Here is a 26,607-nt window from a genome sequence, read left to right as displayed (position 1 = left end):
TTAGAAATAACCCTCCTTCTTTCTTCTCTCCATGCTGCCTGCTTCCTCGTGGTCAATCACACGGCTGGTACGCTCTGAAGATACTGCACTTAATGTTTCCTCGATAATTTCGTCGAGTGTTTCCGCATCGGATTCCACACCGCCTGTCAGCGGATAGCAGCCGAGTGTACGGAAACGTACTTTCTTATTTTCAATCTTTTCGCCTTCTCTTAACTTTAAGCGGTCATCATCTACCATGATGATGTTTCCGTCACGGTAAATTACCGGACGTTCCTTTGCAAAGTATAACGGCACGATTTCAATGTTTTCACGCTTAATGTACTGCCAGATGTCTTTTTCCGTCCAGTTGGAAATCGGGAAGACACGGATACTTTCGCCCTTGTGGATCTTTGTGTTGTAAAGCTTCCACATTTCCGGACGCTGGTTTTTCGGATCCCATGCCTGTGCCGCATTTCTGAATGAGAAGATACGTTCCTTTGCACGGGACTTTTCTTCATCACGACGTCCGCCGCCGAATGCTGCCGTAAACTGATACTTATTTAATGCCTGCTTTAATGCCTGTGTCTTCATGATATCTGTGTAGGCTGAACCGTGGTCAAACGGATTAATGCCTGCCTTTACACCTTCTTCATTGGTATATACAAGCATTTCAATACCCATTTTTTCTGCGATATGGTCACGGAACTGTATCATTTCCTTAAACTTCCATGTTGTATCAATATGTAAGAACGGAAATGGCGGCTTCTCCGGATAAAATGCCTTCATCGCAAGATGCAGCATAACCGAACTGTCCTTTCCAATCGAATACAGCATTACCGGATTTTCACATTCCGCTGCCACTTCTCTGATAATATAAATTGCTTCCGCTTCCAATTCATCAAGATGTGATAAATTTCCCATACTCTCTCTCCTTAATATTTATTTGCGTCTTTTTTGTTGACTTCTATAACCTGTACACTGCCGTCCGGCGATGTAACGCACCACTCACGAATGTCCCCTTTGGACTTGACAGACAGCGTACTTCCTGCACCGCCCATATCTGCTCCCAGATAAAAGCTGATTGCGCCTGTCTTACATTCTTTTAAGCACGAGGTACAGCCCCAGCAGTCGGAAATGTGCTTAATGACTGCCTTTCCCTGTGCATCTTTTTTTATCAGGTTGCCGGGACAGGCTTCGATACACCTTCCGCAGCCTACGCAGTTATTTTGTGTAATTCGTATGCTCATAGTGTTTTCCTCCCGTCACCAGTTCTCTGAAAATGATTTCTATTTTGCCGTCTTTCATGCGGGAATTGACATATTTTTCCCAATCGGCATTCTTTTCAGGATAATCCGCATTTTCCGCAAAACTGTGCCAGCGTGTTTCTTTTCTGGCAAGCAGATGTGCGATAACGACCTGACAGACAACCAGACGTTCTTTGACTTCGTAAATACGGAGCAGATCGTCCATGTCTTCTGCCGCAAGTCCGTCCACCAGCTTTTGCAGGGATGTGATTTTTTCCTTTGCAAGGGCTAAACGGCTTTCATTATAACGGTAATCCGTTGCAATACCGCCTGCGTACTGGTCCATGATTTTCTGCATGGTTTCCTCAAGCTGTTCGGTCGTAAGCAGTCCCTGCGGATTGTTTAAGAAATGCTCGTATTCTGCCTGCTTTTCATTCTGCTTTGCTTCACTGTCCACATCTTTGGCTGCTGTCTGCTTTTCATCTTTTAGAAATCCAAGCACCGCTTCTGCCGCAATTTCGCCCTCGGCTAATGCGCCTGTTACATATTTCTGCGGACAGCCGCCTGCAACATCGCCTGCGGCAAACAGTCCGTGAATTGTTGTTTCCCTGTTATTGTCTACCCAGTAACCGCTTGCGGTATGTCCGCCCACAATATACGGCTCTGTGCCTTCAATTTCCACATTCTGCTCTGACGGACCCTTGCCGGATTCAAGCCACTTTAAAGTCTGGCTCGGTGCCATATTTAAGTATGCCTTGTATAAATCCTGTTCCTGCTCTTTTGTAATCTCATCGGTCTTTAAATAACATGGTCCGTGTCCGGCTCTGTTTTCCATAACCGTTCCGTATACACGCTGGGAAGTTGTAAGACCGTATTTTGTTTCATAAATTTCGCCGTTGGAATTCATCTGCTTTGCGGATACACCCTGTGCAATCGTTCCTGTCGGTGCAATCGTATCTTTACAGCGCAGTGCGATAAAACGCATTTCAAAGGTTGTCATCTCAGCGCCTGCCGTAATGCCCATCGCGTAGCCCGCACCGGTATTAAACGGCGGGTACCACATTTTATGTCTTGAAAAGCCCGGATTGTTTGGACGGTAAAGTCCTGCCGCACCTCCGGTTGCGCAGATGACCGCTTTGGCATGAATCACATAGAAGATTTCTTCATTAACATCAAAGCCGTAAGCCCCGTAAATGCGGTTATCTTTCACAATGTAATCTGTAATATTGACGTGATTTAAAACCGTTACATTTTCCTGTGCGGATGCCGCTTCTGCAAGAATCGGCTTAATATTTTCCCCGTTAATCTTGATATTTCTGTTTCCTCTTGTAACGTATTTGCCGTTTTCATCTTTTAAAATGACAAGTCCGGCTTTTTCCATAACATCCGTTACATGGTTTAACCGCTCTGACATTGAAAGCAGTAAGTCTTCACGCACAATGCCGTCTGCATCTTTTTTGGCATAGTCTACATAATCCTGAGGCACTCTGCCTTCCGTAATATACGCATTAATTGCATTGACACCTGCCGCCAGACAGCCGCTCCGCCTGATATTGGCTTTTTCAGCAATCAGAACGCTGATATTTTTTTCTTTTCCGAGCGTCATCGCCGCAAAACAGCCCGCTGTCCCGCCGCCGATAATCAACACATCTGTTGAGAGTTCTTTCTTTTTCATGGCACCTTCCATTCCGCCGCACAACACGGCTTTTCTATCTTGATTTTTAGATAAATACTGAATCATCTACCAGTGACTGGTTTTCCAAAAGCATTGCCTTTTCTCCGACCGTTACAAACAGCCGATATATGAATACATCAACCTTTTCTCCCACCGCAATACTTTTTTCTTCCAATCCTCTTTTGGCAATAATCTGATTGTCGTTTACATTGACAAGCAGTTCTAAGCTGTCACCTCTGAAAGACACGCGCTCCACAACGCCTTCGGAAGCCGAAGGACCGAAACGCTGTACTTCATTTTTCTTGGATACTTTGACAAATTCCGGACGGATAATGGCTTTATCAACATTGTCCACTTTCGGAAAGCTGTGAAAGCTCTGATAATTGGTAATCTGTGACGTCTGTCCGAAGAAAGTCGCCGCAAATGCCGTCTGCGGGTTCTGGTAAATTTCAAGCGGTGTTCCCTTCTGCTCAATGTGTCCCTTGTTGGTAATAATAATTTCATCGGCAACTTCAATCGCTTCGTCCTGGTCATGCGTAACGAAAATACTGGTAATGCCGAGTTTTTCAATCATTTCCTTTAACCAGCTTCTGAGTTCCTGACGGACCTTGGCATCAATCGCCGCAAACGGTTCGTCTAACAACAGCAGATGCGGGTTTGGCGCAAGCGCCCTTGCAAATGCCACACGCTGTCTTTGTCCGCCGGATAACTGGCTCGGATACCGCTTTTCCAGTCCGTCTAAGCTGATGAGTTTTAAAAGTTCGTGGACTCTTTCATCTATATATTTTTTATTCTCTTTTTTAACATTTAAACCGAATGCAATATTGTCATATACCGTCATGTAGCGGAACAGCGCGTAGTTCTGAAATACGAAGCCGATACCGCGCTCACTTGCCGGAATATTGTTGACTACCTTGCCGTCAATGACGATTTCGCCGCTGTCCGGTGTTTCCAGCCCCGCAATCATTCTTAAAATGGTCGTCTTACCACTGCCGCTCGGTCCTAACAGCGCAATCAGCCTGCCCTGTTCAATGCCGAAGCTGACATGATTGGAAGCCTGATAGCCGGCATACGTTTTATTAATATCTTTTAATTCAACATACATAATTTCCTGCTTTCTGCCGTGCTATAACGGCTTTTTCGTAGTCTTTCCCTTATGCTCCAGCACACTCCGCATGACCAGCAGAATAATTGCCAGAATCACGAGAATGGATGATACGGCAAATGCTGGTACATACTGGAACTCATTGAATAAAATTTCCACATGAAGCGGCAGGGTGTTGGTCAGTCCCCTTAAATGTCCCGATAAAACGGATACCGCACCGAACTCGCCCATTGCACGCGCCGTACATAAGACAATGCCGTACAGCAGTGCCCAGCGGATATGCGGCAGAGTAATTTTCCTGAAAATCGTAAATGCGCCTGCACCCATCAGCGCTGCGGCTTCTTCCTCGTCTGTCCCCTCCGTTTCAAGCACCGGAATCAGTTCTCTTGAAATAAACGGAAATGTTACAAAGACGGTTGCCAGGATAATACCCGGTACTGCAAATACAACTTTGATGTGGCACGCTTTGAGTATTGGATATAAAAGACTCTGTCTTCCGAACAGCAGAATGAAAATCAGACCCGCGATAACCGGGGATACCGTAACCGGAATATCAATGAGCGTTGTCAGTAATTTCTTGCCTTTAAATTTAAACTTTGTAATCGTCCATGCCGCAAAAAGTCCGAATATGGTATTTACAACCACAGCGGTGAGTGTCGCTTCGAGTGTCAGCAGTAAGGCGCGGACGGTATATTTATCCGTAACTGCTTTTAAGTAAGCGGCTACCCCGCTTTTAAATGCCTGTGTTATCACGACCAACAGCGGAAGCACCAGCATTACAAACAAAAACAAAACACTGATTGTTATCAGCAGCCACTTTACAAAGCCGGACTGTTTATTCTGATTCATTTTTTATCCTCCCTTTCCGCTTCCTAACGGTTGCCGTTTAATATTTTTGTATTTCTTGCCTGTATCAGGTTGTTGATAAATAAAATAAGGAATGCCGCTATCAGCATTACCAGTGCAATCGCCGTTGCACTCGGATAATCGAATTCCTGTAATTCCGACATAATGATTAACGGTGTAATCTCTGTGTAGTACGGCTTGTTACCTGCGATAAACACGATACTTCCGTATTCGCCGAGACATCTGCCGAATGCCAGTCCGAAGCCCGTACATAAGGACGATAAAACTTCCGGGAAAATGACTTTCCAAAAGATTCTTGTGCGGCTTGCACCAAGCACGCTTGCCGCTTCCTCGTAAGACGGGTCTAACTTTTCAAGCACCGGCTGAATAGAACGCACCACAAATGGGATTCCCACGAAAATCAGTGCAAAGGTGATACCCAGTCTGGTATAGGCAATCTGTATGCCAAACTTTGCAAAAAAGCTGCCAATCCAGCCGCTGTCGGTTGTTAAATATGTAAGAGAAATACCCGCAACCGCCGTCGGTAATGCAAAGGGCAGTTCAATCATTCCGTCTAAAATGCGTTTGCCGGGAAATTCATATCTGACAAGCACCCATGCCAGTATCAGTCCCATAACGGCATTGATTGCCGATGCCGCAAATGCGGTAATGAAGCTGACATAAAAGCTTGATAATACCCTGCCCCTTGTTATTGTTGCAATGATTTCCGGGAAACTCATCTGCGCCGTATAGATTACCAGTGTTGCCAATGGAATCAGCACGATAACACTCACCATTGTAAGCGTAACACCCATTGAAATTCCAAAACCCGGAATCACTCTTTTATTTTTCTTTTTCATGACTCCTCCACTCTCAAACACATTTGCTTACTTTTCATAAATCTCATCAAAAATACCGCCGTTGGCAAAATGCTTTGCCGAAACACTGTCCCAGCCGCCAAAATCATGTACCGTCTTTAACTTCATATTCAAATCAAATACATCGCTGTATTCCTGCAAAATTTCTTCATTGACCGGGCGGAAATAATTGTCCGCCGCAATGCGCTGTGCATCATCGGAATACAGATACGATAAATACTCGTCCGCAACGGCTCTTGTCCCTCGCTCATCAACAACCGAATCGACAACCGCAACGGACGGCTGTGCCAGAATACTGATACCCGGTGTAATGATTTCATAATCGTCCGGGCAGTCTAACATGGAAAGATATGCTTCATTTTCCCAAGCAATCAGTACATCGCCCTGATTATTTTCCACAAATGAAGTTGTTGCGCCTCTCGCACCGGAATCCAGCACCAGTACATTCTGATACAGCTTTTTGATAAACTCCTTCATCTGCGCTTCATCGCCGTTGTAACGTTCCTTCGCATAACCCCATGCTGCAAGGTAATTCCACCTTGCACCGCCTGAGGTCTTTGGGTTCGGTGTAATCACACCCACACCGTCTTTTACCAGATCGTCCCAGTCGTGAATGTTTTTCGGATTGCCCTTTCTTACAAGGAAGACAATCGTTGAAGTGTACGGTGCGCTGTCATCATCATATTCATCAACCCAGCCGTCTTCTATCAATCCGGCTTTTTCGATTGCGTCAATGTCATATTCCAATGCCAGTGTCACAACATCAGCTTCCAGACCGTTAGAAACTTCCAGTGCCTGCTTTCCTGAACCGCCGTGGGACTGTATCACCTCAACGTCCTGTCCGGTCTGTTCTTTCCAATGCTGTGCAAATATCTCATTATAACTTTCAAATAATTCTCTTGTAGGGTCATAAGAAACGTTGATCATCCGTACACTGTTTTTATTGCTTCCACAGCCGGTCAGACACCCTGTCAGTAATACGGCAATCAGCCCAAGGCTTAATAATTTCTTTTTCACAAGCTTACCTCCATTTCTCATTTCCTACATTTCATATTAGTCTAGTAGGTTTTATATGATAGTAAAACAGAATGAGGGTTTTGTCAAGAAGTATTTTCATGAAATGGGAGATTTTTCAAGAGCTTTTATAATCAGCGTAAGTTCTTTTCGTTTTCTTTTTCCTAGATGTTGTATTACAATCCCGATAATGTGCGCATTACTAAATCTACATCTTTATTCTCCAGTTCCTGAATAATGTGTAAATAGGTCTTTTGCGTTGTTGTCATACTGGCATGTCCCAGTCTTCTTGCAACACTGGCAATCGACACGCCCGCAAACAACAGCAGTGAAGCATGAGTTTCACGTTCTAAAGGATAATTCTAGGACACACAACAATTTATCAATACAACCAGCTTATCTGTAATAAACTTGAAAGGACGAAACAGCCATGAAATTTATATATGCTACATATAACCAATACTGCAATAGTATTGATATAACCACCTTTGATAATATGATTTTGCGCATTGACTGTAATAAGGCAGAGGATGGTTTAAAGACCACACCAAATTCACAATGTGCATTGAATGCTCTTGCCATTGACAACCCTATGGAGTATTCTCGGTTGGCTTTAGATAATGAGATGCAGGCATGGGTGGATGCGGAAGATAGTTTAGATGTATGGTAAATCAATTGTGAAGATTTTAGATGAATTAAGGATGGATATGTGGTAGAATTACCCATATGGTAGCCTTGTTCAAGAGATTATCAAATCGGAATTTGCAGAACTACAAAGAAAGGATACATATTATGGAAGGAAGATTAATAGCATTTGTTATTTGGGTAATAATCGGCGTATTATTTATTGTAATGGGCATTTATGATTTTAATTCCAAGAAAGCAAAACCTTTCGGTTTTTGGGCAAATGCTGAGGTAGCGCCCATAGAAGATGTGAAAGGCTATAATCGTGCTTTGGGCATATTGTGGTGCGTGTATGGTGTTTTGTTTACGTTAATTGGATTGCCTTTATTAGATGGGCAGAATTCGGGTTTGATTATTATACCTATATTGGGTGCAATGCTTATTAGTATTGCGGCTATGGTAGCGTATGTAGTAGGTATTGAACCCCAATACCGCAAAAAGAAATAAATGGAAACTTCCGGTTTGTAGAATTAAGAAAATCGGTATTTTTGAGGAGATAGATATAAAATGACCTTCCAATTAGTTTGTATAGAACCAAAAGAATTAACGCAATACAAGTCTGATATGCAGGAAGCATTTCAGAAAGGTTTTGAAGATGCTTTCGGGAAAACAGATGCTGTTATTCTGCCTGAAAAGGACATTGACCAGTCGGTGAATGCGGAGGGGTCTGCTGTCTATAAAGCTGTTGTCGATGGAGAAATGGTGGGCGGTGCAGTTGTTATTATCAATGAGAGTACACAGCATAACCATCTTGACCTGCTTTTTGTAAAGAACGGAGTTCAGAGCAAAGGTATCGGTAAGAAGATATGGTTTGAATTGGAACGGATATATCCGAACACGAAAGTATGGGAAACCTGTACGCCGTACTTTGATAAGCGCAACATTCATTTTTATGTGAATGTCTGCGGCTTTCATATTACAGAATTTTTTAATGAAAAACATCCTATGCCGGATACACCGGACAATTTTGTCGGTGATGGCAATGAGGGAATGTTTGCGTTTAAGAAGCAAATGCGTTTATGAAATTCAAGTTGGTAGGAGGTGTTTGATATGAAAGATTCAACAGTAAGCGCCCGTGTTGAAAATATTATAAAAACTGAAGCCGAGGACATTCTTCAGAAACTTGGTGTTCCTGTTTCTGTTGTAATCAACTCCCTTTATCGTCAGATTATTAGTTCCAGATGTAGCACTTAATTACATTCGTACTATTCGCAGTGAAATACAAAAACTGACATATATGGCACCAAGTATCGCTCCAGTAGAATGGGAACCTTGGCATTCCAGAGGTGTACGTAAAATTATTATCCCAAATTTTTATATCTATTATAGATTGGATGATTCATATGCCAAAGTCTATATTCTGAATGTGATTTACGCAAAGCGTAATCAGCTCAGGGCATTGAAAAAAATGAATCTGCATGATTAATCAATAAAGGGCTGCACACTAAGTAATTCGTGTACAGCCCTTTATTGATATCAATTTTATATATTATCCAATATACCCCTTCTCGATATACCCTGCAATTTCCTTCGCAAAATATGTCAGGTAAACACAAGCGCCTGCGCGGTAAACGCCCGTTGCCATTTCACAGACGATTTTTTCTTCGTCCACACAGCCAAGCTTTGCACCTGCCTTTACCATGGCATATTCGCCGCTGACACTGTATGCGGCAACCGGGACATTGACGGTGTCTGCAACCTCACGCACAATATCCAGATAGGTCATCGCCGGTTTTACCATGATAATGTCTGCGCCCTCGGAAACGTCTAACTGAGCTTCCTTTAACGCTTCCTTTCGGTTGTGGAAATCCATCTGGTACGACTTTCTGTCACCAAAGGACGGTGCCGAACCTGCCGCATCGCGGAACGGCGCATAAAATGAAGATGCATATTTTACGGCATACGACATAATCGGCGTATTTTCATAGCCGTGGTCGTCCAGCGCATTACGGATTGCAAGCACTCTGCCGTCCATCATATCGGACGGTGCTACCATATCCGCACCTGCCTGTACATGGGAAACCGCTGTCTTTGCAAGCAGTTCCAGTGTGCTGTCGTTGTCCACGTCATGTCCCTTTAACAGTCCGCAGTGACCGTGCGAGGTATATTCGCACATGCAGACATCTGTAATCAGATACATTTCCGGGAAATGCGCTCTCGCCTCACGCAGTGCACGCTGTACAATGCCATCTTCCGCATAAGCGCCGCTTCCAACTTCATCTTTTACATCGGGAATCCCAAAAAACATAACACTTCTGACACCCGCTTTTTCCAAATCCTCTAACGCATAAAGCATGGTGTCGGTGGTGTAGCGGTACTGTCCTTCCATTGCCGGAATTTCTTCTTTTATTCCGCTTCCCTCGCGTACAAACATCGGATAAATCAGTGATGATGCATCCATTCGTGTTTCACGCACCATTTTTCTTAAAACGGGATTTTGTCTTAATCTTCTTGGTCTTGTAATCATTTTTTCCTTCTTTCCGCCGTATCAGACTTCAACTTCTACTATTTTATTTAAAATTTTTGTAAATTGTACAAATTCGTCGGCATCACAGTTCTTTTTCGCCTGACAGACAAACTTATGTACCAGACTGTAGGCGCTCTCCTGCTCCAGTGCCTCCTGCGCCCTTTCTGACAATGCCGCAATCGCCGGAAGTGCCTCACCGAATGCCATATTTTTAACAAACTGTTCTTCATATTTTGACAGAATCGCTTTTGCCTTAGGCAGTGCCTCTAACTTTGCCGCATTATTCTGTCTTGCAAGCTCCTGCATATCCTCCATGGAATAGCAGACGGTTTCCGGCACCTGTGACATTTCCGGCTCAATGTCCGCCGGCACGGCAAGGTCAAAAAGCACCCTCTTTTTCACCGGTGGATTCTGCGCCAAAAAATGTTCTTTCATCACCGTGTAATGCGGGCTTGCCGTTGCACTGATGACAATGTCCATGTCGGGCATATATTCATACCGCTTCTCATACGGAATGACTGTGTACCGCATATCCTGTCCGTGTAACGGATGCGGCAGTTCGTGTCTTGCCGTGATAAAAATATTTAATCCCTGAAAATCCAGCGCATCTTTTAAAACAATACTGCCGATTTTGCCGGAAGCACCGATAATCATAACATTTTTCACCGGTAAATCCTGCTGACATTCCATAGCTGTTTTCAGTGCCAGCCCCGCGGTCGATATGGAAGACTTTGACAGGATTGTATCGGTCTTCATGCGTTTTGCCGCCGTAATCGCCGACTGGAACAGACAATGGAAAGTCGTTTTTGTATAACCGCTCTCCATTGCAAGAAAATAAGCATTTCTTACCTGTCCTAAAATCTGGTCTTCTCCAAGCACCGCCGAGTCCAGTCCCGCCGCCACGCAGAACAGGTGATGTATGGCATTTTTATCCGAGAATCTGCGAAGTGCGTCCAACGCCGCCATATGCGTTTCGCTGTTTTTTTCAATGCCCGCCGCCGCTAAAAGAACATGCTGCATTCTGATAAAATTCTGATTTTCCGGTGTTCCGCTGCAATAAAGCTCCGTGCGGTTGCAGGTTGAAATCAGCACTGCTTCCTCGATTCCTGTATTCTCCTGCTGTCCGTCAGGCTCTGTCAGCTGTTTTAAAATATCTTTTGTCTGTTCGCTGTCAAATACGAATCTGCCGCGAAGCGATGCACGCGCCGTTTTGTGGCTGATACTCAATAACTGTATACTCATCTTTATGGTCTTTCTGAAATAATCCTGCACGTCTGCTCAATATCTTCCTGCGTATGTGCCGCAGATACAAACATCGCCTCAAACTGTGCCGGTGCCGTGTAAATGCCGTGGTCAAGCATATATCCGAAATACTCCGCATACGCGCTGGTGTCTGATGCCGTTGCCGTATCATAATCCACAACCGGCGTATCGGTATGAAACGCACACAACAGCGAACCAATCTGATTGACCTGCAACGGTCTTTTCTTTTCCCCCGCCCAATTTCTTAATGCCTGTGCAATCTGCTTTGCGCTCTCATCAATCTGTGTGTAATATTCCGGGTGTGCCTTTAAAATGCGCAGCGTTTCAATTCCGGCAGTCGTGGCAATCGGATTGCCCGATAAAGTTCCTGCCTGATAAACCGGTCCCTGCGGTGAAACCTTATCCATAATCTCCGCTTTTCCGCCGTATGCGGCAAGCGGCATGCCGCCGCCGATAATCTTGCCGAGTGTCGTCATATCCGGCTCAATGCCAAACAGCGCCTGCGCGCCGCCGTAGCCTAAACGGAATCCTGTAATAACTTCATCAAAAATCAGGACACTGCCGTATTCTTTGGTGATATCTCTTAAAAACTGTAAAAATCCTTTTTTCGGCGGAACAACACCCATGTTTGCCGCAACCGGCTCTACGATAATTGCCGCAACCTGTCCCTTATATTCTTCCATTAACGCTCTGACGGAATCTTCATCATTGTAGAGCGCAACCAGTGTGTTTTTTGTATACGAAACCGGAACACCACTGCTGTCCGGTACGGAAGTCGTCAGTGCCGCCGAACCGGCTTTTACCAAAAGTCCGTCCGAATGTCCGTGGTAATTGCCTTTAAATTTAATAATATAATCCCTGCCGGTATAGCCCCTTGCCGTGCGGATTGCACTCATTGTTGCTTCCGTGCCGGAATTAACAAGACGCACCTTTTTAATAGAAGGCATTGCCTCACAAATCAGCTCTGCCAGTTCATATTCCTTGCGGGTCGGCGCACCAAATGTCAGACCGTCCGCGCAGGCTTTCTGCACCGCTTCAATCACCTGTGGGTGGGCGTGTCCCAAAATGCCCGGTCCCCATGAACATACATAATCAATATAGGTGTTGCCGTCTTCGTCCGTAATATGGCTTCCCTTTGCATTTTTTATAAACAGCGGTGTCCGTCCGACTGCGCCAAAGGCACGCACGGGGCTGTTGACACCACCGGGAATTTTCTCCTGTGAAGCTTTAAATAACTGTTCTGACTGTTGTGTATTCATCTTTTTTCCTTTCTGAAAATCCGCCTGACTTCTATTCTGCACTATATTTTCACAGATGTGTCCGTTTTCAATTTGATCGGCATTTGCATTTTTACAGCGTTTACAACGGTTTCTCAACCTGTGTGCCGTCATTCATTGCCTGCCTGTATAATATCCTGTAACACCGCCTGCGCAATACCCTCGCTGTCCGCCTTTTTTGCCACTGCCGTCACCGAAAGCCCTGCTTTTTCACACGCTTTTGCCGTCTGCGGTCCGATTGCCACGATTTTCGGCAGCTTTAAACCGTCCGTGACTTCTTTAAAGGCTTCTGCCGCCGTGCCGCTTGCAATGACAACATAATCCATATCCGGGCAAATGCGTCTGCACTCCTCTATTCTGCGCATATCCTGCCGTGTTTCATACAGACAGATACTATCCGTTTCACACTCTTTTTCTTTTAATTGTTCTGAAAGTACAGGACTGCTCTGTCTGCCCTGCACCAGCAGCACCTTATCTTTTCTGTTAAGCGTATCCGCCCAGATACTGCCGAGCGTTTCCGCGTTAGCCCGCTGTGGCACAACATCCGCGATATAACCGTAGTTTTCCAGCACCTCTGCCGTTGCCGCTCCGACTACGGCAAATTTTACGCCGCCAAGCTTTCTTCTGTCAACATGAACTTCCGATAATGCGGCAAAAAACTGATGCACGCCCATGGCACTCGCAAATGCAATCCATGAATAATCCGAAACCGTACTTAATTTTTCCTGTGTCCGTTCCGCTCTGCAAGGATACGTTTCTATCAGGCTGATATCCACCGTTTCCGCACCGAGCTGTTTTAATGTGTCCTCCTGCTTTGCAATCAGACTGCGCGTTCCCGTCAGTAAAATCCTTTTGCCGGAAAGCGGCTTTTGTTTTGCAAATATCAGTTCTTCCGACAATGCCGCCACCTCACCGATAACAATGATTGCCGGTGTCTTTATTTTTTCTTTGCGCACCTTTGCGGCAATATTTTCAAGAGTTCCGGTCACGCTTTGCTGTCTTGCCGAAAGTCCGTTGGAAATGACTGCCGCCGGAGTTTTTACATCTTTTCCGTATTGGATAAGCTTCTGCGTAATTTCATCAATCCGTCCAAGTCCCATTAAAAAGACGAGCGTTCCTTCTTCCTTTGCCAGTACGGCATAATCGATGGCCTGCTTTTTTTCTTTTCCTTCATGTCCCGTGATAATATGCACCGATGCCGCACAGCCCCTGTGCGTTACCGGAATCCCTGCTGCGGCGGGTACACTGTAGGACGAAGAAATACCTGACACGATTTCAAACGGAATTCCTTCCTTTTTTAATGCCAGCGCTTCTTCACCGCCCCTGCCAAAGATAAACGGGTCGCCGCCCTTTAACCGCACAACATAGCCTCCCTTTTTTGCTTCACCCACAATCAGGCGGTTAATCTCCTCCTGCTCCATAAAATGTGCATTTGCACGTTTGCCGACATACAGCAGCTTCGCTTCTGTCTTTGCCTCATTTAATATAGAAGGGGAAATTAAATTATCATAAATAATCACATCGGCTCTGCGCACACACTCCAATGCCCGCAGGCTCATCAAATCCTTTGCACCGGGACCTGCGCCCACTAAAGATACCGTCTGCACCTTTAATGATGCCGCCACATTTTCCGCCAGTGCAACGGCATCGGCTGGCTGTGTGCCGTCTGTCTTTTTATCCACTCTTTGAAGATTTTTTCCGTCCTTTGCATACATGCCCGAAATCCAAAATCCGTCCTCTGACTTTTCACAGCATACGCCGCAGGGTGCATTACAGCTTCCGTCCAGCGCTGTTAAAAAGGCGCGCTCTGCCATAAGGACTGCCCTCGCATTTTCGTCATTTAAACAGTCCATGACTTCTTTTAAGCTGTCCTTGCAGATTTCCACGGCTAAAATGCCCTGTCCTGCTGCCGGTAAAAAGTCTTCCTTTGAAAAATATTCGTAAAACAAGCCGTCTTCCTGCTCTAAATGCAGGCGCTTTAAGCCCGCCGCCGCCAGAATAATGCCGTCATACTGTCCGTCTTTTAACTTTTGCAGTCTGGTCGGCACATTGCCCCTGAGCATGCGGATTTCCACAAATGGATTCATTGCTTTTATCTGTAATTCCCTGCGCAGGCTGCTTGTTCCGATTACACTGCCCGCCGGAAGGTCTTTAGCGGAAATCCCTGTCCGTGTCACCAGTACATCGCGGCAGTCTTCCCGCGCAAGCACCGCCCCGATACACAGACCGTCTGCAAGCTGCATCGGCACATCTTTGGCGCTGTGTACGGCAATATCAATCGTTTTGTCCAAAAGCTGCTGCTCGATTTCCTGTGTAAAAACACCTTTTCCACCAAACGAAGCCAGCGGCTGATGTAAAATAACATCGCCCTTTGTAATAATAGGAACGATTTCTATTTTTTCTTTTGGAAAATGTTCCTGTATTTTTTGTTTTACCAGCTCCGTCTGAATCATTGCGAGCTTACTTGTACGCGTTCCGATTCTAATCATGTTCCCTCCCGCTGTGTCTGTTTATTATCGTATCCAGTTCCTCCGCTGTCAGCGGACGTTCCTTTATACACCCTGCTTCAAAAATTTCAGTAAAACAGCTTTTGCGCTCCGCTTCGGTTTCAAACCGGCGCTGTACGCGCTCCCGCACCGCGCCAAGCTGTGCATTTAACGCACCGTAATACGGCGGTATTTCCTTTTCAACCGTTCTGCGGATTTTCTGTGTCAGAACCGGACTGTTACCACCGCTGCTGATGCCCACGACAACCTCGTCCTGCTTTATCAAGGACGGAAAGTAAAAACTGCACAATTCTTTATCGTCAACCGTATTAATCAGGATATTTTTTTCTTTACACAGTTCTGCGATTTTGCGGTTTAACGCCCTGTCATCGGTTGCGGCAATGACAAACTGACAGCCCTCTAAATCTGCTTCTTCAAACGTACCGTATGCCAGCGTAAGCTTTGTCTGTCCTTTCGTTGTATTTTTAAGCGAAGTCAATTTCTCACAGTATGTCAGTGCTTTTATGTAAATATGTGCGCCAAACGGCAGCAGTGCCGCCGCCTTCCGGTATGCAACCTCACCGCCGCCCATAATGAAACATTTTTTATCCTGCAAATCCACAAAAAAGGGGAAATATGCCATTGTGCCTTTTATCCTTTCCGTTTTTATCCTTTATTAAAAAAAGCTGCCGGACTAAGCCCTTTTACTTAGTGCGGCAACTTTTAAATTTATTCCATGAAAAGTGGTGTTGAATAATATCTGTCACCGCTGTCCGGCAGCAGTGCAACAATCGTCTTACCCTTATTTTCAGGACGCTTTGCAAGCTGAATTGCCGCATATAATGCCGCTCCTGAAGAAATACCGACTAATACGCCTTCTTTTTTGGCAAGAAGCTTTGCCATATCAAATGCAACATCATTGTCAATCGGCATGACTTCGTCATAAATCTCCGTATTTAAAACCTCCGGCACGAAACCTGCACCGATTCCCTGTAATTTGTGTGCCCCTGCGCTTCCGCCTGAAAGCACCGGTGAACCTGCCGGTTCGACTGCAACCACCTGAACTTCCGGTTTTACGGATTTTAAATATTCGCCGACACCTGTTAATGTACCGCCTGTACCGACACCGGCAACAAAGATGTCAACTGCGCCGTCTGTATCTTTGTAAATTTCAGGACCGGTTGTCTTTCTGTGCATTGCCGCATTTGCCGGATTGACGAACTGTCCCGGAATAAAGCTGTCCGGAATTTCTTTTGCCAGCTCATCTGCTTTTTCAATCGCACCCTTCATGCCGCGTGCGCCCTCTGTCAGCACAATTTCTGCACCGTATGCCTTTAAGATGTTGCGGCGCTCAATACTCATTGTTTCCGGCATGGTCAGAATAATGCGATAACCCTTGACTGCCGCAATCGCCGCCAATCCGATTCCGGTATTGCCGGAAGTCGGTTCAATAATTACAGAACCTTTCTTTAAAATGCCTTTTTCCTCAGCATCTTCAATCATTGCCTTTGCAATTCTGTCTTTTACACTGCCTGCCGGGTTTAAATATTCCAGCTTTACAAGCAGGGTGGCAGGAAGATTTAATTCCTTTTCGATATTTTCAACTTCTACCAACGGTGTGTTGCCAATCAGTCCTAAAGTTCCCTTATAAATATTTGCCATAATTACCTCCATTCCGCAGGCATACCAATGCCGGAGGAATCGCGAACTGAATTGATTCAGTTCTGCGATAAGGGCTGATTTATGATGCCTGCCTCATAAATCAGCCGTGTGAAAAATAATTGCATCAGCATTATTTTTCATACTTGTCTCCAATTCCGCAACAACATATCATTCTTAATTCATTTAGCCCTATTATATCGCCTTAATTCCTACTAGTCAACTAGAAATTGAGGGAATTACTGTTTTTTATCTTCCAACGTCTCCTCAAACACCAGCAGATACACCGCCGCCCCGTAGTCTAAGCGGCTTCTTTTTTCATAGTCAAACGCTGTCCATATCCGCCGATTCCGAAAACTATTCTGATTCTGTGTTTCACTTATCTGCACTTTCGGATTGCTCTGTGCCGTCTGTTTTTTCAAATTCCGTTCCAGTATATCAACCGAAATTCCCACTTTTTGAAGCGCTCTCTCCGATAGCAACTCAAAATGTGCGGTCTTTGGCATTGCGTATACCACCGCCATTTCACGGATAACGTTTTTGTACGGCTGTAAATCAGGTGCAAACGGCGGTCTTGTTTTTAAATTTTCGCGTTCATACAAATCAAAAATCAACAGTTCCGTAAAAAGTTCCAGCTGAGCTTCCATCTGCATATCTTTCGTTTTTTCACATCCCGATTCTGCCTGTGTGCCTGAAAAATCCGCACTGTCCGGTGCTTTCTGTACCTGCATAATCCGCAGTTTTGCCGCATCGTAAAAATGCTGATACCTTGTCATGCGCGAATGTTTTACCGCAAACAGCCCGTTCTTTTCATAATAATCCGCAAGATATGCAAACATCGCATACGGTGTATCAAAAAACTCCCGCAGATATGTCAGACTTTGCACATACTGGCGGCTATTATAGTACAACTCCACCATTTCCTCCACCGCTTTTAACGTCAGGACATCGGCATATGAAATCCACTTTGTATACAGCACCTCATACGGCGCCGTATCGGTGTATACAATGCCATATTCTTTGGCGTTTTGATACATTTTCGAGCCTTTTAACACCTTTAAAAAGCCAAGCTGTAACTGGTCCGGCTGCATATTGTATACATCATTAAACGACTGCTCAAACCGCTCCAGATTTTCATACGGCAGTCCCGCAATCAAATCCAGATGCTGATGCACATTTCCCGCGCTGTGTACCGATGCCACAACCTTTTTTAATTTTTCCAGATTCATCGTGCGGTCGATTGCCTCAATCGTCTGCAGATTGGTGGACTGCACACCGATTTCAAGCTGCACCAGTCCTTCCCGCATGGCTGCAATTTCCGCCAGTTCCGCTTCATTGAGCAGATCCGCCGCAACTTCAAAGTGAAAATTTGTCACACCATTGTCATGCGTGCGCAGAAAATGAAGCAGTGCCAGTGTTCTTTCATGATTGCAGTTAAACGTTCTGTCTACGAATTTGACCTGCGGCACTTTGGCATCCAGAAAAATCTGCAATTCCGCAAAAACAAGCGGCAGGCTTCTGAAACGCACCGAGCGCGACACGGATGACAGACAATAACTGCACCCAAACGGACATCCACGGCTGCTCTCATAATAGATAATTTTGTGTTCAAAGACACGCATATCCTGATATACAAAAGGCAGTTCGTCCATATTCATCAGTTCGCGGTACGGCGTTGCCACAATTTCTCCCGTCTGACTGCGAAAACAAATCTGCCGTACTTTTAGCAATTCTTTCTCGCAGTTTTCATCAAAATTTTCATAACAGGCGGCAAGTTCGCAAAATGTCTGCTCTCCCTCACCTATCATCACGCCTTTAATCTGCGGATGATTTTTAAGAACTTCCTTTGCATCGTAGCTCACTTCCGGTCCGCCGAGCCATATGTCCGTATCCGGCAGAATTTTTTTTAATTCGCAAATCATGCGGTGAATCATTTCAATATTCCAGATATAACATGAAAATGCAAGCACATCGGGCTGTTTTTTATAAATGTCTTTTATGATTTCTTCCTGTAGCTGGTTAATGGTATATTCTGCCAGTTCAACCGTGTCCTTCCTGTCGGAATGGGCATCGTGATACGCTTTCAGGCTGTACACGGCAAGATTGGAATGAATGTATTTTGAATTAACCGCCGTTAATAATATTTTCATCTTATAAAATCCTCAGACTTCAAATTCTGTATTTACTGCGCTTCTGTCACAATATCGCCGAGCTGATAGCGGATTACCTTGCTGACCTCTTTTAACGGCAGTTCGACCTGATAGCCGATTTTTCCGGCACTAAACATAATTGTGTCATACTCTGCTGCCTCTTTTTGAAAAGTCGTCTTGAAAAATTTCTTCATGCCGATTGGCGAACAGCCGCCGTGGATGTAGCCTGTCAGCCCCAGCAGTTCTTTGGATTTTACCATGTCAATCGACTTTTCCCCGACTGCCTTTGCCGCCTTTTTCAAATCCAGTTCCTTTTCCACCGGAATAACAAAAACATAGTGATTCCCGGATTTTGCAACTGTAACGAGAGTCTTAAACACTCTTTTCGGGTCTTGTCCAAGCACCGCCGCAACTTCCGTTCCGCTGACTGCATCGGTCGTTACATAGCTGTGCGGCTGATAGGCAATTTTTTTCTGTTCCAGTATCCGCATGACATTCGTTTTTTCTTCCATTTCGATTTTCCTTTCTTATTTATTTCATTTATACAAGTCTTGTCGTCCACTTCGTACAGTCCCAGACCTCGCTTGCAAGTCCTTCATAAAATTCCGGCTCATGGCAGACCATCAGGATACTGCCCTTGTATTCCTTTAATGCGCGCTTTAATTCATCTTTGGCATCGACATCTAAATGATTGGTCGGTTCGTCCAGCACTAAAATGTTGCTTTCACGGTTAATCAGCTTGCACAGGCGCACCTTTGCCTGCTCACCACCACTTAATACACGCACCTTGCTCTCGATATGCTTCGTGGTCAGTCCGCATTTTGCAAGGGCGGAACGCACCTCGTACTGGGTATATGCCGGAAACTCCTGCCAGATTTCTTCCAGACAGGTCGTATCCACACCCGCCATTTCCTGCTCAAAATAGCCGATTTCCAGATAGTCACCCTGTTCCACTTCGCCTGAAATCGGCGGAATCAGTCCTAAAATGCTCTTTAAGAGCGTGGTCTTTCCGATACCGTTTGCACCGGTCAGCACAATTTTACTGCCGCGCTCCATTTCTAAATCCAGTGGCTTTGAAAGCGGTTCATCATAGCCGATAACAAGCTGTTTGGTTGTAAAAATGTACCGCCCCGGTGTTCTTGCTTCTTTAAAATGAAATTCCGGCTTTGGTTTTTCGGAAGCCAGCTCAATCATATCCATTTTATCAAGCTTTTTCTGGCGGGACATCGCCATATTTCTTGTAGCAACACGCGCCTTGTTTCTTGCAACAAAATCCTTTAACTGCGCAATTTCCTTCTGCTGTCTGTTGTAAGCTGCCTCTAACTGGGCTTTTTTCACCTCGTAAACCTCCATAAATTTATCGTAGTCGCCGACATAGCGGTTTAACTGCTGATTATCCATGTGATAAATGAGGTTGACCACGCTGTTTAAAAACGGAATGTCATGCGAAATCAGAATAAACGCATTTTCGTATTCCTGAAGGTAACGCTTGAGCCACGCAATATGCTCTGCATCTAAGTAATTGGTCGGTTCGTCCAACAGTAAAATATCCGGCTTTTCAAGCAGAAGCTTTCCGAGTAAGACTTTTGTACGCTGTCCGCCGCTTAATTCACAGACGTCGCGGTCCAGCCCCAGATCGAGCAGCCCCAACGCTCTTGCAACTTCCTCTACCTTTGCATCAATCATATAAAAATCGTGCATTGTCAGCATATCCTGAATCACACCGAGTTCTTCCATGTACTGTTCCATTTGTGCTTCGTCCGCATCGCCCATTTTGGCACAGATTTCATTCATGCGTTCTTCCTGCTGATATAAAAAGTCAAATGCCGAAGCCAGCACCGAGCCGATTGTCATTCCTTTTTCCAGTACGGCATGCTGGTCTAAATAGCCGACACGCACATTTTTTGCCCACTCTATTTTTCCTTCATCAGGCATCAGCGACCCTGTGATAATATTCATAAATGTTGATTTTCCCTCGCCGTTTGCACCGACAAGTCCGATATGCTCTCCCTTTAACAGGCGGAAAGATACATCTGTAAAAATCGCTCTGTCACCAAATCCGTGTGATAAATGCTCCACATTTAAAATACTCATAAAACCTCCATTGTCTGTTGTTATTGTGTAAATAAAAAGGCCTGCCACAATCTCTGCGGCAAGCCTGTTTTGTTATCCTTTATTACAGTTCTTTATAATCATCTGCCCGAAATCTTTTATAGTATACCACAAGTCTATCTTTTTGCACGCGAATCTTTTTTAACTGGATTCCGCCTGCTAAAAATTCCTGCGGCATATTATTAATGAAATACTTTTGAAGCATTTTTCGCAGCTGTATATTTCTGGAACGCTGTGCTGCCGCCAGAATAAAAATGAAAAAGAACAGCACACCTTTTCCCGCCAGCGGTGTATCAAACCAAAAACGGATAAAAAGCGTATCCGAGATAAAATATATCACACCGCAGAGTACGACAGCATAAATTACTGCCGTAATATACGACCTCATCCATTCCCTAAGGGTCAACGCCTTTAATTTATAAAAAAAACTGTGATAATTCTTTGATTCTTCCGGGGTAATCGGTAACTCATAAACTTCCATAAATATCCCTGCCTTTCCGTTTACCTTCATTATAGTACAGTATACCACAACCGGATTGGTAAATCTATGAATATTATGCTAAATAATTATGAAAAGTGCGTGTACTTCCCACAGATTATTGTACAAAAATGAATCTGCCGATGGATTAGTCATCACTTAAGACTTCTTCTACATGCCGGATTGACACATCTAAAAAATTGGATATTTCATAAACCGGCACCCCATTGTCATATAAAATAAAAATCAATTCTTCTGTCGATGTGCCTTTTTTACGTTCTGCCTCGATAAAATAGCGTACTTTTTCTTCGTCCATACAAAAATCCCCATTTCTAAGTATTTTTTACCTTAAACATTTACAAAGCACTACAAGCCGCCATAAACACAGTCATTATTCTATTCTGTTATTCACGTTTTCATTACTTTTATTATAAAAAATCTTCCATAAACTTTCCATAGGACAAAAGGCTCAAAATATTTCGAATCAATTTATTCTTCGTTTACAAAAATACACGGTTAATTTATAATTTGGACTTTTTTTAGACACATTTGTCCCGTATTATAATAATCGTTGAAAGGCAATAAGCTTTTTTCATACACTTTTTCATATTTTCATACAGATGAAGAAGTCTATCAATATAACAGCTTTCCCGCTATTATATCTTCTTCATTTGTAAAAAACTTTCCCCTATAATAGCGGCGGGCCTCCCAAGCCCGCCGCACTTTTTATTATTTAAAGCTCATTGGCTGCATGATATCCTGTTCTGATCGCTGATGCAATATCAGCCGTTTTTTCACCACTGCAGTCTCCCACATATGTAAACGGTACGGTAAGCTTCGCATCGTCAAATATATTCTTTTTAGACCCCAATGCATTTATAATTGTATCCGCTTTAAGCTCTACCGGTGCTTCATCCGGTGTATGAACGGCTTCAATCACATTATTTTTTATGGATACAACCTTTGTCTGGATATACTGCGCCACTTCATGTTTTTCAAAATCTTTTACTATCAGCGGCATCACGGTTGAGGATTCGCCTGCTGCAATTTTATCCATCATTTCCACAATGCTGACCTTTACTCCCTTCTGTGCCAGATATTCCGCGGTTTCCGTTCCGACCAGTCCGCCACCGAGAACTACACAGCTGCCCTGAACTTCTTTTCCGGCCAATACTTCCCACGCAGAAACGACATTACTGTTTTCAACCGGCATCGGCAATGCCATATTATGTGCGCCGACTGCAAGAATTACGGCATCATATTGATTAAGTTCTTCCGCCTCTGCTTCTGTATTCAGTTTTATATTTACATTCAGCTGTGGCAGAATTTTTTCATAATATGTAACCGCTCTTAAAATTTCACTCTTGCGCGGCGGTACTGCTGCAAGATGAATCTGACCGCCGATTTTATCGGATTTTTCATAAACGGTAACATGATGTCCACGTTTGGCAGCAACTCTGGCTGCTTCCAGTCCTGCAATACCTGCTCCGACGACTGCAATATTTTTTATCTTTTCTGCCGGTTTTATAAATACTGTGCCTTCGTTACCATTTTCGGCATTTAACACACACGAAATATATCTACGTCCCTGAATGGCATCCACACAGCCTTTATTACAATTCAGGCATTCACGGATACATTCTCCTGATGCTGCTTTATTTGCAATATCCGGATCTGCAAGCATGGAGCGTCCATATGCAACAATATCAGCATCCTGATCTTCAAGAATCTTTTCGCCTGCTTCCAGACTGATAACCCGTCCGACTGTTGCAACCGGAACCGATACTGCCTTTTTCACGGCTCTGGCTGCCGGCAGTGTCCAGTTGTAATCAACATCACCCATTGGCGGAATGGTATCCCCCATATTACCGGTATGGTTTGCCTGTGCCACCTGAATCATATCAACACCGGCTTCTTCAAGCAGTTTTGCAAAAGCCACTCCTTCTTCGGCTTCAAGTCCGCCCTTGCCCCGCAGTGAACCGTCTGCATTTTTTGTAATAATCGGCAATTTATATTCAATCATCAAATCCGGAGCAGCCTCTTTAATCGCTTTTACAACTTCCAGTGCATACCGGGTGCGGTTCTCAAAGCTGCCTCCATATTCATCTGTTCTGTGGTTTAAAACTTTTGAACACAGCGAGCCGACCAAACGGTCACCATGGACTTCAATTGCATCAATTCCCGCACTTTCAGCTCTTTTAGCACATGCTGCAATGCCTGTTTTGATTTCCTCTAGCTGTGCAGCCGTTGCTTCACTGACAAAATGCTGCATATCATGATGCAGTTTGGCATATGCATCTTTAGTAATCTGCTCTGCAAGCTGTGTCTGTTTTGCAGCTTCCTGTTCATTGCCCTCTTCCCGGGCTTTTGCCGCAGCCTGTCTTGCCATGCCTGCCTGCATAATCATTTTCCCGACACCCGGCACGTCATATTCCGGGTGGAAAATCTGCAATGCCACTTTACAATCATACTGATGCAGCGTATCTGCCAGTTTTTTGTATACAGGAATCTGGCTGTCATCATAAAGTTTCGGTGTCGGCGATGCCGTTCTGACCGGTGCCACATCACCGATTACTATGTAACCGGTTCCGCCCTTTGCAAGGCGCTCGTAAAAATTCAGGCTTCTTTCTCCGATTGAACCGTCCCTTTCCTCATATCCTGTCGTCAATGGCGGAAACATAATTCTGTTTTTTAATGTAAGACGACCTGCCTTTACAGGTTCTAATAATTTCTTGAGCATAAGCGTGTCCTCCCGTTTTATAATGTCTTTGCAAGCTGATAAGCTGCACCAATGGCATCCTTTAAATTGCCGACTTTATCACAGTCCCCAATATAATTTGCCCGTTCATTTTCCATTTTCAGTGGTATATAACCTACTGCAAATACCAGCGTATCCGCATCATCAATATGATGTTCCACACCCTCTTTGACATAAGTGATTGTATTTTCATCTACTTTTGTAACCTGGCTGTTTAATTCAATCTTTACGCCTTTGCGCATTAAACGCTGTGTAAGCTGGCTCTTTGCCGCACCGCCTTCCCCTGTCATCAGCGACGGTGTCATTTCAAGAATGGTTACATCACGGTTTGCCGGGAATAAATCATTAATCAGCGGTGCCAGATAATCTGCCGTTTCACAGCCGACAGAGCCGCCGCCCAATATAACTATTTTTCTTCCCGGGAACGTTCTTCCGGCTAAAATATCGTCTGCCGTCATTGTCTGCTTAAACTGTTTAAAGCTTTCAATTTCCTTTGGTTTTGCACCGATTGAACAGACAACCTCATAATCCTTGAATTCCGTTTCAAGCATTTCCGGTGTTACTTCACAATTCATCCGTACCTCAATGCCTTCATTCTGCAGCCGCCGTGCCATAAATTTGATAACCTTGCACAATTCCTGTTTACTGATCGGCACTGCAGCAATCCGGAGCAGTCCGCCCAGTTCGTTAGATTTTTCACAAAGTACAACTTCATGTCCGCGTTTCTTTGCCACGTATGCTGCCTCCATGCCTGCCGGACCGCCGCCGATAACCAGCACTTTTTTCTTTTCCGTTGCTTTTTCAATCGCGTTGGTTTCTACAGATGGATTTACCGTACATGAAATCGGTTTACCAAACATAATGCCGTTCAGACATCTTCCGCAGCCGATACACGGACAAATGTCTTCTGCTTTTCCAGCGTAAGCCTTATTGGCAAATTCACTGTCACACAAATTCGGACGTCCGATCATACAGATGTCCGTCTTTCCGTTCGCAATCAGTTCTTCCGCAATCCACGGTTCATTAATCCGCGCAACCGTGGCAACCGGAATATGAACATGCTTTTTGATTTCTTCGCTGGAATGAGCGTGCGGTGCCGGTGCCGTACCCGGTGCCGGCATGGAACTGCCGCGTTTAATGGTATTGCCGCCTGATACATGAATGAAATCAACCCCGGCTTTTTCTAACTGTTTTGACACATAAATCATATCATTTAACGTCAGTCCGCCATCGCTGTACTCATCTCCTGAAATACGTACATCAATAATAAAATCTTCTCCGCACATTTTCCGTACTTCTTCAATAACCTCCAGCGTAAGCCGTAATCTTCCGTTAATATCCCCACCATACTCATCTGTCCGCTTATTGTAAAGAGGTGTCAAAAAGCCGCCCAGTAATCCGTGTGCATGTGCGCACTGTATTTCAACACCGTCACCGCCTGCCTGTTGGAAACGATGCGCCGCTTCACCGAACTGTCTGACGATTACGTGAAGTTCTTCTACCGTTGCGGCTCTTGGTGCCGCTTTTGCATAATACGGTCCGACATTTGACGGTGCAATCAGCTGCGGCGTACCCGGCAGCGGAAATGCCATATATGCCGGATGAAACAGCTGTGACAAAATCTTTGTATCGTATTGATGCACGGCATCCACCAGTTTTTTCCATCCCGGAATATAAGAATCATCATAAATGGACATATCACCCGGCAGATATGTATATGTCGGTTCGACTGTCGTGACCTCTGTTACAATCAGACCGACTCCGCCCTTTGCACGATTCGAGTAATGCTCTATCAAAGCATCCGTAACATATCCTTTATCTGCCAGATTTGTTGAAAGCGGCGGCATAAAAATTCGATTTTTAACTGTCTGCTTTCCGATCCGGATTGGTTCAAATAAATGTGGAAATTGATTCATACTTTTTTCCTCCGTTCCCAATTTGAATAAATTGTTTAATTATATTTTATATTTTAAATCTTTTTTTGCATATTTTCAACAAATTCTGATAATTTTTATAAAGTATTTTTATAAAATAAAATAAAAAAGAACGTCTATACAATATCCTGTTCTTATGCAGACACTGTATAAACGTTCTTTTATTCTTATTACTTTAAATACCGGCTGGAGAGCTTCAAACGTGTCATCGCTCTTGCCATTGAAGCCTGGGAATGATAATATTCCTGAATACTCTGCTTCTGGCGCATCTGCTCTTTGGCACGCTCTAACGCTTCCTCTGCCCTGATTTTATCAATATCTTCCGGACGTTCTGCCGAATCGACCAGTACGGTGACACGGTTATTGATGACCTGGGCAAATCCCTTGCCGACAACGGCATGATGTGTTTCACCGTCTTCGGTACGGAACTTTAAATCGCCCATTTCAATTGCAATAACGATGTTTTCATGGTGAGCCAGAAAAACTTTTTCACCGTCTAATGTCGGAATATTGACCATTTCTGCCTTGCCGGAGAAGAAAACCTTATCACTGGCAATGACTTTTAAAAAAAATGTATTCATTCCACGAACCTCCATTT

25 protein-coding genes and 1 pseudogene are annotated in these 26,607 nt (G+C 44.4%); 4 read left to right on the top strand and 22 right to left on the bottom strand.

Annotated elements, in window-relative coordinates:
• From cysD to LI288_RS10175, 8 genes and pseudogenes are all read right to left on the bottom strand, one after another.
• Nucleotides 1–900 carry a sulfate adenylyltransferase subunit CysD gene (gene cysD / locus LI288_RS10210; RefSeq protein WP_022431908.1) on the bottom strand — a complete coding sequence of 300 codons (900 nt, stop codon included), beginning with the start codon at nt 898–900 and terminating at the stop codon, nt 1–3.
• Nucleotides 901–911: 11 nt separating this feature from the next.
• A complete protein-coding gene (locus tag LI288_RS10205; protein ID WP_022431909.1) occupies nt 912–1,226 on the bottom strand; it encodes a 4Fe-4S dicluster domain-containing protein in 315 nt (104 codons plus the stop codon).
• Nucleotides 1,201–2,898 carry an adenylyl-sulfate reductase subunit alpha gene (locus LI288_RS10200; protein WP_334301379.1) on the bottom strand — a complete coding sequence of 566 codons (1,698 nt, stop codon included), beginning with the start codon at nt 2,896–2,898 and terminating at the stop codon, nt 1,201–1,203. The genes LI288_RS10205 and LI288_RS10200 overlap by 26 nt, the downstream gene beginning before the upstream one ends.
• Nucleotides 2,899–2,944: 46 nt before the next feature.
• Complete coding sequence (locus LI288_RS10195; RefSeq protein ID WP_022431911.1) at nt 2,945–4,003, bottom strand: sulfate/molybdate ABC transporter ATP-binding protein; 1,059 nt, start codon at nt 4,001–4,003, stop codon at nt 2,945–2,947.
• Between the two features lie 21 nt (nt 4,004–4,024).
• Nucleotides 4,025–4,852, bottom strand: a complete 828-nt coding sequence (cysW, locus tag LI288_RS10190) for a sulfate ABC transporter permease subunit CysW (protein WP_227090314.1) — start codon at nt 4,850–4,852, stop codon at nt 4,025–4,027.
• Nucleotides 4,853–4,875: 23 nt separating this feature from the next.
• The gene (gene cysT, locus LI288_RS10185; protein WP_227090313.1) at nt 4,876–5,709 is read right to left on the bottom strand and encodes a sulfate ABC transporter permease subunit CysT; all 834 of its coding nucleotides are present in this window, start codon (nt 5,707–5,709) and stop codon (nt 4,876–4,878) included.
• A gap of 27 nt (nt 5,710–5,736) precedes the next feature.
• A complete protein-coding gene (locus LI288_RS10180; RefSeq protein WP_264473955.1) occupies nt 5,737–6,765 on the bottom strand; it encodes a sulfate ABC transporter substrate-binding protein in 1,029 nt (342 codons plus the stop codon).
• 152 nt (nt 6,766–6,917) lie between these two features.
• Nucleotides 6,918–7,088, bottom strand: a pseudogene (locus LI288_RS10175) (site-specific integrase); the annotation flags it as partial.
• A gap of 83 nt (nt 7,089–7,171) precedes the next feature.
• Here LI288_RS10175 and LI288_RS10170 point away from each other — a divergent pair.
• The 4 genes from LI288_RS10170 (at nt 7,172) to LI288_RS10155 (ending at nt 8,619) form a co-directional block, all read left to right on the top strand.
• Nucleotides 7,172–7,411, top strand: coding sequence for a DUF6061 family protein (locus LI288_RS10170; RefSeq protein ID WP_227090311.1), 240 nt, complete (start codon nt 7,172–7,174; stop codon nt 7,409–7,411).
• Nucleotides 7,412–7,533: 122 nt separating this feature from the next.
• Nucleotides 7,534–7,872 (top strand): hypothetical protein, encoded by a 339-nt coding sequence (locus tag LI288_RS10165; protein WP_195616672.1) that lies wholly within the window; start codon nt 7,534–7,536, stop codon nt 7,870–7,872.
• A gap of 60 nt (nt 7,873–7,932) precedes the next feature.
• Complete coding sequence (locus LI288_RS10160) at nt 7,933–8,448, top strand: GNAT family N-acetyltransferase (RefSeq protein WP_227090310.1); 516 nt, start codon at nt 7,933–7,935, stop codon at nt 8,446–8,448.
• Nucleotides 8,449–8,475: 27 nt separating this feature from the next.
• On the top strand, nt 8,476–8,619 hold the full coding sequence (locus LI288_RS10155; RefSeq protein ID WP_227090309.1) for a type II toxin-antitoxin system RelB/DinJ family antitoxin: 144 nt from the start codon (nt 8,476–8,478) through the stop codon (nt 8,617–8,619).
• Nucleotides 8,620–8,914: 295 nt separating this feature from the next.
• Here the strand turns inward: LI288_RS10155 and hemB are convergent, their stop codons facing one another.
• The 14 genes from hemB to atpC form a co-directional block, all read right to left on the bottom strand.
• Nucleotides 8,915–9,892: a porphobilinogen synthase gene (gene hemB, locus LI288_RS10150; RefSeq protein ID WP_227090308.1), complete on the bottom strand. Its 978-nt coding sequence runs from the start codon at nt 9,890–9,892 to the stop codon at nt 8,915–8,917.
• A 21-nt stretch (nt 9,893–9,913) separates the two neighbouring features.
• Entirely contained in the window at nt 9,914–11,134 is a 1,221-nt protein-coding gene (gene hemA / locus LI288_RS10145) for a glutamyl-tRNA reductase (RefSeq protein ID WP_227090307.1), read from the bottom strand.
• A gap of 2 nt (nt 11,135–11,136) precedes the next feature.
• Complete coding sequence (hemL, locus tag LI288_RS10140) at nt 11,137–12,414, bottom strand: glutamate-1-semialdehyde 2,1-aminomutase (RefSeq protein ID WP_227090306.1); 1,278 nt, start codon at nt 12,412–12,414, stop codon at nt 11,137–11,139.
• 128 nt (nt 12,415–12,542) lie between these two features.
• Nucleotides 12,543–14,921: a hydroxymethylbilane synthase gene (gene hemC / locus LI288_RS10135; protein ID WP_227090305.1), complete on the bottom strand. Its 2,379-nt coding sequence runs from the start codon at nt 14,919–14,921 to the stop codon at nt 12,543–12,545.
• A complete protein-coding gene (locus LI288_RS10130; protein WP_227090304.1) occupies nt 14,914–15,561 on the bottom strand; it encodes a precorrin-2 dehydrogenase/sirohydrochlorin ferrochelatase family protein in 648 nt (215 codons plus the stop codon). Before LI288_RS10130 ends, hemC begins: the two co-directional genes overlap by 8 nt.
• A gap of 86 nt (nt 15,562–15,647) precedes the next feature.
• Complete coding sequence (gene cysK, locus LI288_RS10125; RefSeq protein WP_022431303.1) at nt 15,648–16,580, bottom strand: cysteine synthase A; 933 nt, start codon at nt 16,578–16,580, stop codon at nt 15,648–15,650.
• A gap of 236 nt (nt 16,581–16,816) precedes the next feature.
• The gene (locus LI288_RS10120; protein WP_227090303.1) at nt 16,817–18,727 is read right to left on the bottom strand and encodes a B12-binding domain-containing radical SAM protein; all 1,911 of its coding nucleotides are present in this window, start codon (nt 18,725–18,727) and stop codon (nt 16,817–16,819) included.
• Nucleotides 18,728–18,759: 32 nt separating this feature from the next.
• Nucleotides 18,760–19,239 (bottom strand): Cys-tRNA(Pro) deacylase, encoded by a 480-nt coding sequence (ybaK, locus tag LI288_RS10115; protein ID WP_022431305.1) that lies wholly within the window; start codon nt 19,237–19,239, stop codon nt 18,760–18,762.
• Between the two features lie 28 nt (nt 19,240–19,267).
• Complete coding sequence (locus LI288_RS10110; RefSeq protein ID WP_227090302.1) at nt 19,268–20,821, bottom strand: ABC-F family ATP-binding cassette domain-containing protein; 1,554 nt, start codon at nt 20,819–20,821, stop codon at nt 19,268–19,270.
• Between the two features lie 82 nt (nt 20,822–20,903).
• Complete coding sequence (locus LI288_RS10105) at nt 20,904–21,320, bottom strand: hypothetical protein (RefSeq protein ID WP_227090301.1); 417 nt, start codon at nt 21,318–21,320, stop codon at nt 20,904–20,906.
• 145 nt (nt 21,321–21,465) lie between these two features.
• Nucleotides 21,466–21,633, bottom strand: a complete 168-nt coding sequence (locus LI288_RS10100) for a hypothetical protein (protein ID WP_022431308.1) — start codon at nt 21,631–21,633, stop codon at nt 21,466–21,468.
• A gap of 417 nt (nt 21,634–22,050) precedes the next feature.
• Nucleotides 22,051–24,057 carry a bilirubin reductase, long form gene (gene bilR, locus LI288_RS10095; protein WP_227090300.1) on the bottom strand — a complete coding sequence of 669 codons (2,007 nt, stop codon included), beginning with the start codon at nt 24,055–24,057 and terminating at the stop codon, nt 22,051–22,053.
• A gap of 17 nt (nt 24,058–24,074) precedes the next feature.
• Nucleotides 24,075–25,991, bottom strand: a complete 1,917-nt coding sequence (locus LI288_RS10090; protein WP_227090299.1) for an oxidoreductase — start codon at nt 25,989–25,991, stop codon at nt 24,075–24,077.
• A 188-nt stretch (nt 25,992–26,179) separates the two neighbouring features.
• A complete protein-coding gene (atpC, locus tag LI288_RS10085; RefSeq protein WP_022431311.1) occupies nt 26,180–26,590 on the bottom strand; it encodes an ATP synthase F1 subunit epsilon in 411 nt (136 codons plus the stop codon).
• Nucleotides 26,591–26,607: the final 17 nt, after the last annotated feature.

This window comes from Lachnospira pectinoschiza, from assembly GCF_020564355.1.
GTDB classification, from domain to species: domain Bacteria; phylum Bacillota; class Clostridia; order Lachnospirales; family Lachnospiraceae; genus Lachnospira; species Lachnospira intestinalis.
This window is presented reverse-complemented; position numbering and strand designations above follow the sequence as displayed.